18 protein-coding genes are annotated in these 15,279 nt (G+C 42.3%); 11 read left to right on the top strand and 7 right to left on the bottom strand.

The genetic code is table 11. The features are described 5' to 3' along the window. Positions 1-503: 503 nt before the first annotated feature. The gene (locus ACI2JM_RS08235; RefSeq protein WP_404643480.1) at positions 504-1,865 is read left to right on the top strand and encodes a Na+/H+ antiporter family protein; all 1,362 of its coding nucleotides are present in this window, start codon (positions 504-506) and stop codon (positions 1,863-1,865) included. A gap of 73 nt (positions 1,866-1,938) precedes the next feature. Here ACI2JM_RS08235 and ACI2JM_RS08240 read toward each other — a convergent pair whose 3' ends face one another. Genes ACI2JM_RS08240 through ACI2JM_RS08250 form a run of 3 tightly spaced genes read right to left on the bottom strand, consistent with a single transcriptional unit; the run spans position 1,939 to position 3,282 of the window. After that, complete coding sequence (locus tag ACI2JM_RS08240; RefSeq protein ID WP_060491666.1) at positions 1,939-2,400, bottom strand: hypothetical protein; 462 nt, start codon at positions 2,398-2,400, stop codon at positions 1,939-1,941. Beyond that, positions 2,381-2,632 (bottom strand): hypothetical protein, encoded by a 252-nt coding sequence (locus tag ACI2JM_RS08245; RefSeq protein WP_404643482.1) that lies wholly within the window; start codon positions 2,630-2,632, stop codon positions 2,381-2,383. Before ACI2JM_RS08245 ends, ACI2JM_RS08240 begins: the two co-directional genes overlap by 20 nt. Continuing rightward, positions 2,632-3,282: a 5-formyltetrahydrofolate cyclo-ligase gene (locus ACI2JM_RS08250; protein ID WP_404643484.1), complete on the bottom strand. Its 651-nt coding sequence runs from the start codon at positions 3,280-3,282 to the stop codon at positions 2,632-2,634. Before ACI2JM_RS08250 ends, ACI2JM_RS08245 begins: the two co-directional genes overlap by 1 nt. A gap of 198 nt (positions 3,283-3,480) precedes the next feature. Here ACI2JM_RS08250 and fumC point away from each other — a divergent pair, with 198 nt between their 5' ends. From fumC to ACI2JM_RS08270, 4 genes are all read left to right on the top strand, one after another. Next, entirely contained in the window at positions 3,481-4,884 is a 1,404-nt protein-coding gene (gene fumC / locus ACI2JM_RS08255; RefSeq protein WP_404643486.1) for a class II fumarate hydratase, read from the top strand. A 222-nt stretch (positions 4,885-5,106) separates the two neighbouring features. Beyond that, positions 5,107-5,340 (top strand): hypothetical protein, encoded by a 234-nt coding sequence (locus ACI2JM_RS08260; protein WP_314884271.1) that lies wholly within the window; start codon positions 5,107-5,109, stop codon positions 5,338-5,340. Continuing rightward, positions 5,337-5,810, top strand: a complete 474-nt coding sequence (locus tag ACI2JM_RS08265; RefSeq protein WP_314884273.1) for a hypothetical protein — start codon at positions 5,337-5,339, stop codon at positions 5,808-5,810. The genes ACI2JM_RS08260 and ACI2JM_RS08265 overlap by 4 nt, the downstream gene beginning before the upstream one ends. 97 nt (positions 5,811-5,907) lie before the next feature. After that, complete coding sequence (locus ACI2JM_RS08270) at positions 5,908-6,225, top strand: hypothetical protein (RefSeq protein WP_404643488.1); 318 nt, start codon at positions 5,908-5,910, stop codon at positions 6,223-6,225. A gap of 138 nt (positions 6,226-6,363) precedes the next feature. Here the strand turns inward: ACI2JM_RS08270 and ACI2JM_RS08275 are convergent, their stop codons facing one another. The 4 genes from ACI2JM_RS08275 to ACI2JM_RS08290 all read right to left on the bottom strand — a co-directional run bounded on the left by ACI2JM_RS08275 (position 6,364) and on the right by ACI2JM_RS08290 (position 10,166). Next, entirely contained in the window at positions 6,364-7,176 is an 813-nt protein-coding gene (locus ACI2JM_RS08275) for a MipA/OmpV family protein (protein WP_404643490.1), read from the bottom strand. 230 nt (positions 7,177-7,406) lie between these two features. After that, positions 7,407-8,381 carry a rhomboid family intramembrane serine protease gene (locus ACI2JM_RS08280; protein WP_404643492.1) on the bottom strand — a complete coding sequence of 325 codons (975 nt, stop codon included), beginning with the start codon at positions 8,379-8,381 and terminating at the stop codon, positions 7,407-7,409. A 241-nt stretch (positions 8,382-8,622) separates the two neighbouring features. Continuing rightward, entirely contained in the window at positions 8,623-9,810 is a 1,188-nt protein-coding gene (locus tag ACI2JM_RS08285) for an L-lactate dehydrogenase (RefSeq protein WP_404643494.1), read from the bottom strand. Positions 9,811-9,848: 38 nt separating this feature from the next. Further along, positions 9,849-10,166: a glutaredoxin family protein gene (locus ACI2JM_RS08290; RefSeq protein ID WP_404643496.1), complete on the bottom strand. Its 318-nt coding sequence runs from the start codon at positions 10,164-10,166 to the stop codon at positions 9,849-9,851. 227 nt (positions 10,167-10,393) lie between these two features. Here ACI2JM_RS08290 and mtgA point away from each other — a divergent pair, with 227 nt between their 5' ends. From mtgA to ACI2JM_RS08320, 6 genes are all read left to right on the top strand, one after another. Beyond that, positions 10,394-11,080: a monofunctional biosynthetic peptidoglycan transglycosylase gene (gene mtgA / locus ACI2JM_RS08295; RefSeq protein WP_045453173.1), complete on the top strand. Its 687-nt coding sequence runs from the start codon at positions 10,394-10,396 to the stop codon at positions 11,078-11,080. A gap of 224 nt (positions 11,081-11,304) precedes the next feature. Beyond that, positions 11,305-13,512 carry a polyphosphate kinase 1 gene (ppk1, locus tag ACI2JM_RS08300; protein ID WP_404643736.1) on the top strand — a complete coding sequence of 736 codons (2,208 nt, stop codon included), beginning with the start codon at positions 11,305-11,307 and terminating at the stop codon, positions 13,510-13,512. Positions 13,513-13,884: 372 nt separating this feature from the next. Then, complete coding sequence (locus tag ACI2JM_RS08305) at positions 13,885-14,055, top strand: hypothetical protein (protein ID WP_404643499.1); 171 nt, start codon at positions 13,885-13,887, stop codon at positions 14,053-14,055. A gap of 75 nt (positions 14,056-14,130) precedes the next feature. Then, positions 14,131-14,382, top strand: a complete 252-nt coding sequence (locus tag ACI2JM_RS08310) for a hypothetical protein (RefSeq protein WP_055125157.1) — start codon at positions 14,131-14,133, stop codon at positions 14,380-14,382. A 124-nt stretch (positions 14,383-14,506) separates the two neighbouring features. After that, positions 14,507-14,893, top strand: a complete 387-nt coding sequence (locus ACI2JM_RS08315) for a hypothetical protein (RefSeq protein WP_404643501.1) — start codon at positions 14,507-14,509, stop codon at positions 14,891-14,893. 80 nt (positions 14,894-14,973) lie between these two features. Then, positions 14,974-15,177, top strand: a complete 204-nt coding sequence (locus ACI2JM_RS08320; protein ID WP_404643503.1) for a hypothetical protein — start codon at positions 14,974-14,976, stop codon at positions 15,175-15,177. Positions 15,178-15,279: the final 102 nt, after the last annotated feature.

Consider the following 15,279-nt stretch of genomic DNA (forward strand, 5'->3'; position numbering starts at 1 on the left):
CACCTGTCGTATCGTCAGGCGCGCTGTCTCGCTCTTGATCATCAGCAACAGTAGATGAAACGTCGACATCGATGTCGATATTGTCTTGGGCAATTTTATGTTCACTCATATATTCTTCCTCGTTCACCAGACTTGTAAAGTCAAGTTCGTGGTTCATGTTTAGATAAATGGTGCTCACCGATAAAATTGCAAGGCTTGTGGGCAAAGTCACACGCTTATCTGCGCAAAATAGTTATATCTATCTAAAGACTGCGAGTCATATTGTTATTCATAATTTTAAATATTAGGTGACATTCAATGTATACAGAGCATGGGTAAGAAGTGCGTAGCTAACACCTATTGGGTTCTGTGCGTAGGATTTGTGTGCAAAATAAGGTAAACTGACGCGCGTCTTAAACGGTGGTTTTAGCGTCAATCGGTTTAGAGGCAAGGGTGATATCTATCGTCCATGAGATATTAATAGGTCTTAATCAGGCTATAGCAGACAGAATAAGAGGCAATATATGACCATCAATGCGGTACTGCTGGCAGTCATCATCATGCTAGGGCTGTCTTTGGCGCGTGTACACGTGGTACTCAGCTTATTAATCGGTGCGCTGGCAGGCGGACTCATCGCTGGTTTGGGTATGACCGATACTTTGAATGCCTTTCAAGAAGGTATCCGTAATGGCGCACAAATTGCGCTGTCATATGCGCTGCTTGGGGCTTTTGCAGTAGCGATTGCGCATTCAGGATTGCCACAGTCACTGGCAGGGGCAGTGATCAAACGCATTGATGCGGGCGGCACCAGTGGCATGATTAAATACATGCTGTTTGCAGGTTTAATCACCATGAGCTGCTTTAGCCAAAACTTAATTCCTATTCATATTGCCTTTATTCCATTGCTGGTACCGCCATTATTGCTCGCCTTTAATCGTATGCACATCGATAGACGTTTAATTGCTTGTCTACTGACTTTTGGTCTTGTGACCACTTACATGTTTATTCCGTATGGCTTTGGCGATATTTATCTCAATCAAATCATGCTTAAAAACGTCGGTGAAGCAGGTGTCGATATCAGTAACATCTCAGTCACCAAAGCCATGGCAATTCCAGCTTTGGGTATGTTCGTAGGCTTGCTCGTCGCCGTATTTATCAGCTACCGTAAACCGCGCCAGTATCAGCAGCTAGCAATTGATAAAGCTGCGCATGATGAGGTATTAGAGGGTGACGCGTTAAGCAAAACCGCAGCTAGTGCGCAAACACAAAGCAAGATGAAAACGTTGGTGGCGCTTGCCGCGATTGTGACGGCATTTGTGGTGCAGATGTATACCGACTCACTTTTGCTTGGCTCAATGTTTGGCTTTGGCGTCTTTATGGCGACGGGCGTCGTTAAATGGAGTGAAGCCGATACAGTCTTTAATGACGGTATCAAATTGATGGCAATGATTGGCTTTATTATGATTACCGCGCAAGGCTTTGCAGAAGTGATGAAAGCGACTGAGCAGATCCAGCCATTAGTTGATGGTGCCGCGTCATTATTCGCAGGTAATAAAGCGATAGCTGCATTTATTATGCTGTTAATTGGTTTAGTTGTGACCATGGGTATTGGTTCGTCATTCTCAACCATTCCTATTTTGGCTGCGATTTATGTACCACTATGTATCTCGTTAGGGTTCTCGCCATTGGCAACCGTGGCGATTATTGGTACGGCTGGTGCGCTCGGTGATGCAGGTTCTCCAGCATCAGATTCGACTCTTGGACCTACTTCTGGTCTAAACATCGACGGTCAGCATGACCATATCAAGGACAGTGTGGTGCCGACATTCTTGCATTACAACATTCCATTATTGATATTTGGTTGGATTGCAGCGATGGTGTTGTAGGCTATCAAAGTTAAGTAGAGTTTGGTGTAGGCTGGGTTTTTAACCCAGCTTTAAAATGTCAATTACCTTGTTATTAAACTGATTCTCTACGAAAAAATCGCCTTAAAACAAATAAATAGACCTGCCAAAAGCAAAGCAATAAAAATAGTAAAGAGGACAAAAACGTCCAAAAAATCATCCCACTTAATGACGGCGGTGCATGCATCGCCATCATACCGAAACCAAATAAAAATAAAATGCTAGTCCCCAGCATAGTGAAAAACTTCCAGCGACTATCCATATATACATCCATAGTCACCAGTAAGCTTAAATGAAACAGCATTCCTATTATTAATATAACGACTAATTCTATAGGATAGGGATGCGGAAGAGGAATATTCTGAACGTGAAGTAAATAGGGATCTGTGCTAAAACCTAAAGTGATAATAAGACCGACGAAAATGATCCACAAGATAGCAAAAACTACCCTTAGTGGTTTTGAGCGAAAGTAGCTCATTGTTGTCTTTGCAAATCCTCTATGGGTCTTTATTGTCATTTTCAAAATCTTTTATCCCATCATTCAAACCACGCAAAAACGCATCACTTTGCGCGAGCAACTCATTCAAGCGTTCTTCATTGACTAGCCGTGTCATCTCATCAGAGCTAAAAGGCTGCTCTTGACTGTAGTAACGCAGCTCTCTAGCGTCCTCATTGCCCAATGTCTGCAAATACTCATCCACATTATCAGCGCTAGAATTAGTGTCCATTGCTTGCTTTTCGTCTTTCATTAAAACCACCTTATGCCGCTTGGCGTGATTAAGCCGTCTAATGGCACATCCCACGGTTGCCGTTGTAATCGTTCAACCACTTGAAAATCATAGCACCAGCCTATCTTTAACGGCTTTTTAGCGCCAGAGCGATAGCTTGTGCCAAGCGTCGTATCATAGAATCCACCACCCATGCCCATACGATTACCATTTAGATCGACCGCCACTAGCGGACAGATAACAACATCCAATTCGCGCGCCCAAAGTAGACGGCGATGATGGTTTTGCTTCATACCTAACCGATGGATACGTGTCGGTATATTAAGTAGTCTCGAATGATAAACAGGCACAAAGCGCAATCGTTTATCGTCATTACCATTGCTAGTACGACCAAGAGAACCAACAACTGGTAAGTAAGGTAAATAGCCTAAGCGTTGACACCAATCAAGTAGTGGCTGGGTAGGTAGCTCGCCAAAGCCATCGTAATATAAGCCAATGCGCGCATTCGTTGGCAATCGTTGCTGTAACTTGGTTAAATGCACACTCGCTGCTTGTCCCATATTCCTACGCGCGCCATCACTTAAGTGTCGACGCTGGCGAGTAAAGTGCCGTCTGGGCGGATTGCTAACTGCCGATTCCTCTGACGCTGAGCTTTTTGGTTCAGGATGCATAGTTATACTATCCGATAATTTATTAAGTTGATGGTGACTGGTGCTTTTAGACATTGCTCAAGGCTATTTGTGAATATTCAACACGTCCTAGTCATGCTATCATAACGCCACTTTACATCGTATTCTCCTTTATGTGCAGCAGGTGTTGCACTTTTTACGGCTCAGCCATACAACAACAAACCATCAAAGAGGGTAGTTATGTCGACACAGAATCAGGCAACTCGTACCGAAAAAGACACCATGGGCAACGTGGAAGTCCCAGCTGACGCTTATTGGGGTGCGCAAACTCAGCGTAGCCGCGAAAACTTCAAAATCGGTGGCGAGACTTTGCCACGTCCGATGATTGAAGCGATGGCATTAGTCAAAAAAGCTGCTGCAATCACCAACGCTAGCCTTGAGCGAATCGAAGATGACAAGCGTGATTTAATCGTGCAAGCGGCTGACGAAATCATCAATGGTGGTCTAACGGATCAGTTCCCATTGGTTGTATGGCAGACAGGTTCTGGTACGCAGTCAAACATGAACATGAACGAAGTATTGGCTAATCGTGCCAACGAAATCGCTGGTTCTGAGCGCGGTAGCTACACGCCCATTCACCCAAATGACCATGTAAACCATGCACAGTCTACCAACGACAGCTTCCCAACAGCGATTCGTGTAGCTGCTGCTCGTCAAATCAATAGCTTATTGATCCCAGCGGTAAAAGCACTACGCGACACATTAGCGGCTAAAGCCAAAGAATTTGATAGCATCGTAAAAATTGGTCGTACGCATTTGCAAGACGCAACGCCTTTGACATTAGGTCAAGAGTTTAGCGGCTATGTTAGCCAACTTGACCATTCGTTGACCCGTATCGACAACGCGCTACAAGGCTTATACGAATTGCCACTAGGCGGTACTGCGGTTGGTACGGGTCTAAACGCCCACCCTGATTATGCGGTAAAATCAGCTGAGCAATTGGCGACATTGTCTGGACTGCCATTTGTCACGTCACCAAACAAATTCGAAGCACTAGCCGCTCGTGATGCCGAAGTATTTGCGTCAGGTGCACTAAAAACGCTAGCCGCTAGCTTAAACAAAATCGCTAACGACGTACGTTGGTTGGCATCAGGTCCTCGTTGTGGTCTAGGCGAGTTGACGATTCCTGAAAATGAGCCAGGCTCATCTATCATGCCGGGTAAAGTAAACCCAACTCAGTCAGAAGCGATGACGATGGTTGTTGCGCAAGTGATGGGTAACGATGTCACTATCAGCATGGCAGGCGCGTCAGGTAACTTTGAGCTTAACGTTTATAAGCCAGTAATTGCATTTAACTTGTTGCAATCTATCAAGTTGCTTGGCGATGCTTGCAACAGCTTCAACGAAAACTGTGCCGTTGGTATTGAGCCAGTAAAAGATAAAATTGATGATTTCTTGCACAATTCATTGATGCTGGTCACTGCGCTTAACCGTCATGTTGGTTATGAAAATGCAGCTAAAATCGCTAAGACTGCTTATAAAGAAAACAAGACTTTGAAGCAAGTTGCGGTTGAGCTAGAGCTGCTAACTGAAGCGCAGTTTGATGAGTGGGTCATTCCTACTGATATGGTACATCCTAAGTAAGCTATTCAATGCTTTCTTAGAGTAATTAAAAAGACCTTGTCATTTAATGTGGCAAGGTCTTTTTTTGTTCACATTTCAGTAGCTAGTTCTAGCTTTGCACTTTTATCTATTAATCTATATGAGACGATAGTTATATTCTACAACCCCATTAATGTTTATAAATATATGATATAAATGCTAGTATCCTAGAAAGACTAATTATTATACCAATAAGGAATTAAGATGACTAAAACTGATCGTATAGAAATACAATGTCCTCAATGTGGGCATAATGAGTTTGAGCATCCAGAGAACTTACAAGATAATGATTTTGTTAAGTGTAATAATTGTCACTTTGAAATCATGTTAGCTGATTTAAAAGAAGTAGGTTTTGAGCAGGCGAAAGATGTAGCCATACCTGAAGCGAAAGCAGAAGCTGAGAAAATATTTAAAAATTTATTTAAGGGCTTCAAATGAGCAAATTTGAAGTTTTAAGTCTAACAATTTCTATTATAGCAGCAATAATTTCAACTATTTCCTTAGTTCGTACAAGAGAGCTAGCTAAGGAACAATTAGAGCTTGAAAAAGTAACAGCGGAGTTATCTCGGCTTCAAATAGAAAGTATCACTGAGCAAAAAACAGATAAGACTAAGCCTAAATTTAATGTGAGCCTGACTAAACTAGGGAAGACGTATAATTTTTATATTTCTAACACAGGACAAGGTAGTGCATACAATGTTAATTTTGAGTTGATTGACTGCGAAGACAGTCCTTTATTTGCTTCCGAGCTAGTAGACATATTCCCTTATCAAGAAATGAAACCGAGTTCAAGAATTAAGCTCTTAGCATCTTTGCATATGAATAGTCCTAGCAAATATCAATCTAGAATACTTTGGGAAGACGAAAGTGGCAATAAACATGAAGAGATATTTTGGACTACACTTTAGTATTTATAGTTTTTCTTACTTTAGAAGTTTTCTTTAATTTTTAGCTTTACTCAAAATACTACGTCTTTTTCGATCAATATTAATATGGAAATAAATTATGACTGAGTTTCCCAGACCTAAAAACTATCTTTATAATGAAGTGTTTTACTTTGATGGCGAAATCGCATTAATTAAAGGTAAGTACAAAGACTCAGAAAAATATTCTATTGGAATGAGGTGGATGGTTGGTGAAAGCGATCTTGGCTATCCATCAACTTTTGGAAATCCAATGTGGATGGTGGTTCCAACGAAATTAGCAAGTTTCATACTAGAAGGTATATTTAATGACTTAGAGGTTTTGCGTAAAAATATCTTAAATTTTCAAGAGTTTATGGATGCTCTTGAGATTGTTAGGGCTCGTTCTATCGCTATATAGTTAGATGTTTTTATTAGTATAGAATTCTGTTAGCGGTTTAAATGCACTTTGTAATAGACAATATAAATTAGTAATTTCATGAACAAGGAAAAGGCTGTGCATTTCCCCAGCCTTTCCACATCAAAAATCTAAACTTAACTAAAACTTATAAAGCAAACCAAGCGTCGAGGTTGACTCAGTACGCGAGTCAACCATAGGACTATCGTATTGTTCATTCGGCAAATAGCTTAAGCTTTGATTGGCAAACAATGCCCAGCGTTCATTGAAATCATAGTTGGCACTAATGTTAACGTAAGGGTTCAAGCTCGAATTAGACTTATAAGCGGCGACGCCTGTTTCCGCTGACTCTTTTTCACTGACGCCATAATAGTATTCATTATAGTCAGCATCGTTGTATTCAAAGCCAATGCTTGGATAGACCGTTAGCTTATCTTTCGTAATTCTAGCAAGATAGGTCAAGCGGGCAGTATTGCCACCACTACGGTCTAAAACATCAGTCGCGATTTGAGCACGGAAACCACCGACGGGCGTGCGGCGCAAATAAGTTAGACCAGCAGCGACTGATGCTTCACGCTCATCGAGACCTTGCAATGCGCCTCTAGCATCATCAGGATCGAAATCGTTGCCAGCGAGCTGAGCATAAGCCGACAGCTGATTTTTGCCATCATTAATGATATAAGCACCCGCTTGAGCGCCGCGCACATAGAATCTATTGTTGTCATAAAACGCGCCCGGCAATACACGTACATCAAGGCTGTCTTCCATATCGTAGGCTGAGTTGACGGCTATGACGTTGACACCCACGCTTAATACAGCGTCTTGGTCAGTAGGTAAGTTGTTCTTAAAAAGTGCAGCATTGGATATACTGGCGACACTAAATAACGCGGTAGCCGTTAATGCGCTAAGCATGACGCGCGTAGAAATATGAGGTAGCGCTACAGGTTTAAACATAATAGAGTCTCGTGAATGGATGAAATAATTGGGGGCAATCGTGTATAGTCAAGGAATTTTAGAATCGCTACAAGGCGACCGACCGCAGATAGTACACTGAGTACATCTAGGGCAGGTAACACCGTAGCGGTTTAAAAGTGCTCTGACTTATAGCAAGAAGCGAGTAAGGAAAACCTAACCAGTAAGCTGTTATCATGAATTATTTAGCAATGATAAATAACTATGAAGGTTTACTCAATGGTTTTTAATACTTGTAGTATTTGATCATGAATATCTTGCCACCACCAAATAAAGCCAATGCTAATCAGTAGCATCATTAGCCATGGTAGTAATTGCCAAATAAGGATAGATTTGGTCGGTGTTTCTTGTTCACTAAGGTGGCTGCGATTAGCATGAGTATTTAAGTGTGAGTTTACAGCAGAGTCGGGGTGGAAACTGCTTTTATTGTCAAAACCGACAGTATTAAAGTGCTCATTATTAGCAAGAGAATCACTATCGCTGCTTACTGGAAAATTGATATAAGTCGTTCGATAACGGTCTTCATAAGTAGCTGGGTTAGGCATATTCTGTAACGCTATTGTCATACGCTGACGGTAGGCGATTGCGAATGCCAGTGCAATTATTAAGCCAGTCACCGCGCCGCCGATATGCCCCGCATTGTCGATACCCGGTACGGCAAAACCATAAACAAGGTTGATGCCCATGATAAATATCAAGCTCTTAAGATTGAGCACCATGCCATTGACCGATATTTTAAACAGTGCGGCTATTAATAGTGCTGCGCCGATACCCATGATGCCACCTGACGCCCCAGCCGATAGACCCGGTTGACCAGTTCCTTCTACAATACTGTGCCACGTGACATAATTATTCAGTAAGTTGCCCCCGATCGCCGCCAGTAAAAACAATGCCAAAAACTTGGCTGAGCCAAACATCGGCTCGGCAATCTGCCCAAAGAAATACATAGCAAATCCATTAAACAATAAATGCATCAAGCCGATGTGTAAAAAGGCACTGCTGACCAAGCGCCACGGCTCATCGCCCATGGTAAATGGCAATGCATTGGCACCCCATTTCAAGAGCGCCTCAGTCGATGGATTATTGGCGTCGACGCCTGTCAGTACCTGCATGATGAATAACCCGATAAAGCTGGCTAGTAATAGGGTGGTGACAGGGGCTGTTTTTAATAATTGTTGAATGGTCATAAAGGTGAGATATCATTAGAATGTTATAAATAAAGTATAAAGGGTATGGTCAAATAATGTCATACATCTGCATGACATTATGATTTGATGAGTAGTACTCTTAAAAGATTAGTGCCCTTAATAGTGGATCGTTTTAACGACCGTTTTAATGACAAATTTAATGACAAATTTAATGACAAATTTAATGACAAATTTAATGACAAATTTAATGACAAATTTAATGACAAATTTAATGACAAATTTAACGATTAGCAACTTTGAGGTTCTCATAAGTGCCCTTTACCAATATATCAGTGGTGACATTATTGATATCAGTGTGACCACAGAACGCCATCGATAGATCGCATTCTTTATGGATGATTTCCAGTGCACGGCGCACGCCATCTTCACCATAAGCGCCCAAACCGTAAAGAAAAGCGCGACCAATCATCGTGCCTTTCGCGCCAAGCGCAATGGCTTTTAGTACATCCTGACCCGAGCGAATGCCGCTGTCTAACCACACCTCGATATCGCTATTTTCAGCATGCACCGCTTGTACGATATCGGATAGGGCAGAAATGGAGGAGAGGGCGCCATCTAATTGACGACCACCGTGGTTTGAGACGACCAGTGCATCGGCACCGCTACGAGCAGCCATAATGGCATCTTCAGGTTCCATGATACCTTTAATAATTAATTTGCCGCCCCACATATCTTTGATGCGTGCCACATCATCCCAGCTCAAGCGCGGATCAAATTGCTCTTCCGTCCAAGCGGTGAGAGAAGATAAGTCGTCGACGCCTTTTGCATGACCGACGATGTTGCCAAAGCTATGACGTTTGGTGCCCAGCATATTCATACACCACTGCGGCTTGGTCATCAAGTTGACGATATTGGCAAGTGTAGGTCTAGGCGGTGCAGACAAGCCATTTTTGATGTCCTTATGGCGCTGTCCCAGCACTTGTAAATCCGCGGTAAGAATCAACGCCGAACAATTGGCGTCTTTTGCCCGTTGAATGAGATTGGCAACGTATTCGTGGTCACGCATCACATATAGCTGAAACCAAAACGGCTTGCTAGTATGGGTGGCGATATCTTCGATAGAGCAGATACTCATGGTCGATAGCGAAAACGGCACGCCGAATTTTTCTGCTGCCCGCGCTGCATGAATCTCGCCATCCGCCCACATCATACCGGTAAAGCCAGTGGGCGCGATGGCGACGGGCATTTTTACTTCTTCACCAATCATCTGGGTTGCTAGACTGCGATTGTCCATATCTACCAATACCCGTTGGCGTAACTTGATACGGTCAAAGTCGGTTTCATTGCTACGATAAGTCGTCTCAGTCCATGAGCCTGAATCGACATAATCATAAAACATACGCGGTACTTTACGTTCGGCAACGCGGCGCAGGTCTTCAATTTCTGTTACCTTTTTTAAATCTTTCATTATGTTCTCACTACATCGTTTTTTTTATTGTTGGCTTGCTATGATTGTATGAAAAGTTGCTGTAAATCCATGACTGAAAATGGATAGTTTAATCGTGTTGATGGTGTCAAAATCACCGGAATAGTGGTGGCAAATTCCATCATCAATGGTTCATCGAAATGAGCGATATCGACCTGTTGATAGGCAATCGGCTGTACGGCTTGAAATTGAGTCAGCACTTGCTTCGCGATGTCGCACAAATGACAGCCAGACGTTCCAAGTAGCCACCATTTATCATTATTTTCAGCATAACCAAGATCGGGGTTTGCAGCAACCATACGTTCCCGTAAGGCTTTTATATTATTATCATCGTACATATTTATTCTCTTGTCTTAATACTTGTCACAAAGTTTCGGTTGTTAGGACTTCGATTGCCAGCATAAATACTGCCTGATCTTGTTTACGTAGACTCTATGGCATGATAAAGAAGTGGGGTAAATAATGACAGCGATTGTGAGATTAGGTAAGATGACCTGCTGTTTTTAATTACTGGCTCTTCAGCTCATCTTATCTTATTACCTTTTCAATCACTTGGATATCGCGCATGGCAAGTTTTGGCAAATTTTTCAAACGATTATTGATGGCAATCATGCTATTGGTCGTCGCATTCCATGTATTAGTCGCTGGGCTACTATTAATTTGGAAAACGCAGCCGATTAATAACAGCATGTTTATGCTGACTCATCGTTTGACGGGCGGTACTGTCACCCAAACTTGGGCTGAATACGATGCCATCGCAAAATCTGCCAAACAAGCCGCGATAGTGAGTGAGGATTCGACATTTAGTCAGCACAATGGTTTTGATTTCAAAGGCATTGAGGCGGCACGTAAGAAAAATGAAGAGACGGGTAAGATGTCTGCTGGTGGCTCGACGATTACCCAGCAGCTAGCAAAAAACTTATTTTTGACCTCGCATCGCTCGTATGTTCGTAAAATTGAGGAAGCGATTATCACTGTCATGATTGAGACATTATGGGACAAGCAGCGTATCTTGACTGCTTATCTCAATGTGGCAGAGTTTGGCAATGGTATTTATGGTATCGAAGCAGCAGCTCAGCATTACTTTGATAAATCTGCTGCCAAGCTGAACCGTGATGAATCAGCCTTACTTATCGCTATGTTGACCAATCCAAAATACTACGAAGACAATCAGGGTGATAGACGTTTACGCAATAAACAACGTATTATCAAAAAGCGCATGAGCAATGCGGTGTTGCCACAATCAGCTTAATGGATTGTACCTATGACCATTTAATAAATAGCGCCGTGTTTTTGAATGATAGTTTTAAGTGACGGTTTTAAGTGATAGTTTTGAATGGCAGTTTTAAGTGATAGTTTCGAGTAGTAATGGATGAAGAAAGAACCCTGATAAATTTCTTAGTGGAAAAGCGATTATAAAAGACAATTGGTATTGAAGATGATGGCGTATCGATAACGCAAAGGAGTAGTGACGTGATGGATGTGAATAATAAGCAGGACACTGATAGCAATAATACAGTGATAGCAGTTGATAATAAAAGCCATACAGAGAGTCGCAATGACAATTTAACTGAGGTTGCATGGCAGCGTTCAGAAGACGGCAGCTATTCACCCAGCAGTTATATCAATCGCGACTTGTCTTTATTACAGTTTCATTTACGTGTCTTAGCGCAGGCGGCAAGTCCACGTCATCCGCTACTTGAGCGCTTGTTTTTCTTGATTATTTTCTCATCCAATATCGATGAATTTTTTGAGATTCGTGTCGCAGGCATTATGCAAAAGCTCAATATTGGTGATGTCTCAACCAGTGTTCATGGCATGCGTCCCAGTGAAGTGCTGAATGAGATATCTACCGTAATGCACGATGCCATCGCTGAGCAGTATCGTATTCTCAATGAAGATATCTTACCAGCACTGGCGCTTGAGGATATTCGTTATCTAAAACGCGATGAGCTAAATGCTGAGCAGTCGGCATGGATGAAGCGCTACTTCACTGAGCAAGTATCGCCAGTGTTGACACCGATTAGCATCGATCCGGCGCATCCGTTTCCGCGTTTGGTCAATAAGAGTTTAAACTTCATCGCTACTTTAGAAGGTAAAGATGCCTTTGGTCGTGATATCAATCTAGCGATTGTGCCAGCACCGCGCAGTTTGCCGCGCGTGATTCGCCTGCCTGATGAGCTGACAGGTGGCAAAGAACACCACGTCATGCTCTCAGCTATTATTCATGAGCATATCGGTGAGCTGTTCCCTGGGATGAGTGTGACGGGCTGCCATCAGTTTAGACTGACGCGCAATGCCGATTTAGATTTGGCTGATGATGTTGAGGATATTGCTAAGGCTCTGGAGGGCGAGCTAGAAAACCGCCGCTTCGGTGATAAAGTGCGGCTAGAAGTCACCACCGATTGTCCAACGCCTATCAGTGATTATTTGCTTAATGAGTTTGAGCTGCATGACAATCAGCTGTACCGCGTCAATGGTCCTGTCAACTTAACGCGCTTATTGTTTGATTTCAATATTCCAGCGCTGCGCTATCAGCCCTTTACCCATGTAGTGCCAAAAGAGTTCCGCCGTGAGATGGATAAGCTGGACAAAGCAACCAGTATGTTTGCCGCCATGCGTAAAAGCGATGTGCTGGTGCATCATCCTTTTCATGCATTTTCACCGATTATCAATCTGCTTTGGCAAGCGGCGAGCGATCCTAAAGTGTTAGCGATTAAGCAGACATTGTACCGCTCAGGCACCAATTCAGAAATTGTTAAAGCATTGGCTGCTGCTGCTCGCAATGGCAAAGAAGTCACTGCCGTCATCGAGCTGCGTGCGCGTTTCGATGAAGCCTCTAATATCGCCGTCGCCAATTATTTGCAAGAAGCGGGTGCGGTCGTCGTGTACGGGATTGTCGGCTATAAAACCCACGCCAAGCTGATGCTTATTGTGCGCCGTGAGGATGATCGAATCCGCCGCTATGTGCATTTAGGGACGGGCAACTATCATGCCGCCAATGCCAAAGTTTATACCGATTATGGTTTATTTAGCGCAGATCCTGATATCTCAGAGGATGTACATAATATATTTCAAGAGCTGACGGGAATGGGTAAGCCTGCCAATCTCAAAAAGCTGCTGCATGCGCCTTTTACCTTGCATGATAAGTTGATAAGTTTTATCGATGATGAAATTGCTCATGCGAAAGCCGGCAAGCGCGCTCATATTATCGTTAAGGTTAACGCTTTAACCGAACGTCGATTGATTAGCAAGTTATATGATGCCTCGCAAGCAGGCGTCAAAATCGAGCTCATTTTACGCTCCATGTGTTGTTTGCGTCCGCAAGTAAAAGGTCTGTCAGAAAACATTACTGTACGCTCTGTTATTGGGCGTTTTTTAGAGCATACGCGTGTTTATTATTTCTATAATAATGGCGACGAGCGCTTATATTGTGGTAGTGCAGACTGGATGGATCGTAATTTATTCCATCGCGTCGAAGTGGCATTTCCAATCGAAGACAAAAAACTGTTTAAACAAGTATATCAAGACGGTTTACTTAACTATCTGAAAGACAATACCCAAGCGTGGATACTTAGCGGTGATGGTGTTTGGCAGCAGCTGCAACCAGCCGCAGATGAAACGCCGCATACTGCTCAAGAGTATTTATTAAAAGTGATTAATGGCGTTGATGCATCGAGCTAGCTTAATATTTCAACGACATCTTCAAAGCGGTAAAGACGTCTTTACGATCACTAAATATCAAGCAAAAAACCGAGTGTAGAGTACTTTCTATGCTTGGTTTTTTTTGGATAAACGATTTGTCTAAGTTACAAACTGTCTTGTAACCTCACATTTATTCACATATTGATACGGCAGCACACTGGTGCAGTCCGTTATCTCATCCTTATAATCAAGGTCAGACCTCACGCTATTATTAAACGGATTTGATGGTTTAATAAACCATTAGCACTCTAGTAATTCGTGCAAAATTGCTCGTATTACTATCATTGATCGTATTACGAAAAAGAGTAGGGACTGCCTAAATCAACGAATTATAAAAATAGGAAACACCTTATGAGCAATACCGATAACGACAAATCAGATATCAAAAAAGCTGCTGAGCAAGCAGACAGTCAAAAAATTGCGCGAAATCTCAAAGACAATAAAGAGGTCGATGCGCCTGAAGCATTAAGTAAAGACGAGCAAACCTCTTTTATTGAAGATGATTTGCGTACGGATAAATGATAAATAAGCTGTGATATCAACATTCGGATTAACTTATTTTATCTATTAATGACATATTGATGCGAGGGATCTGCAATGCCAAATAATACTCATCCAAATCACGAAGAAGCGGTACCAGTTCGTGATCCAGCCGCTTTACACCCAGACAATGCACAAGACAGTTATGAAGGTCGTAAGCATGAACCTAATATCGATGGTCCACAACAAGAGTCGCAAGAAACCGACGAGATATATGTTGACCCTCGTAAAGAAGAGAATTTACCCGCTGGCGGCAAGAATGTCGCAGATTTGAATGCCTATGACCTAAGCCAAGAAGGCAATGAATAGTATGAATTGCTAGCTAGGTTGAGTTGGGTATTAAATCAGGCTCACCATTTGCTAAACCGCCATCAAAACTCTAAGCACATTAAGCAATTGCCAAAACACGAATAACAATAATAAGGATATAGCCATGCAAACCAATGATCCAGCACTCACCAAGACACGCATCAGTGAAAATGATGACTCAATCAATAGCCATGATTCTGCTAATAGCTTACCTAGTAGTCCTACTTCTAATGAGCATAGTGATAGTGGTATTGAAAAGAAAATCACTGAAAATAAAGGAACGGATACTTTTAAAGAAGGCGTCGTCAACTCAGAGCATGTCAATGATAATGACAACCCTGCACGTCAGCCTGATCGCCGAGACCAAGAAGGTAACGCCTTTGATGATGGCGTGAATGAGCATACGATGGTTAGCGAGACATCCAAAAGCGAAGGTATTAACAACATGAATCGTTATGCAAATATCGATAATGCCCAAACGCGAGTGTTAAATCCTGATGAAAAAGATTAATAGCTTTTTATAAAAAATTGATTAAATACAGATTTTTTATCTTTATAGAATGATTATGATGATAATAATAAGGAGTAATGATGAATACGCCAGATGACAAGGCTGTCAACCAAGAAGACCGTCAGTTAAGAGATGCGAACGATAACCATGGTATCGTACCTGACGATGCGCTACAAAAAGTCAATCCAGCAGCAGCAGAAAGGGCAACCGATGATCACGATCCTCATCATGTTGCGAAGGATAGCAAACAATACGACAGCTCATTAATGAAAGATAATAAATAACCATTCATTTTGCTATAACGAAGTTCAAATAAAATGTTAATAAGTGAGGTAACAGACCAGAGCATTAAACTTGGCTAGTTACTTCACTTATTGTCTGTATAA

The sequence above is a fragment of the Psychrobacter sp. NPDC064578 genome, from assembly GCF_044901245.1.
In the GTDB taxonomy this organism is placed as follows: domain Bacteria; phylum Pseudomonadota; class Gammaproteobacteria; order Pseudomonadales; family Moraxellaceae; genus Psychrobacter; species Psychrobacter cibarius_C.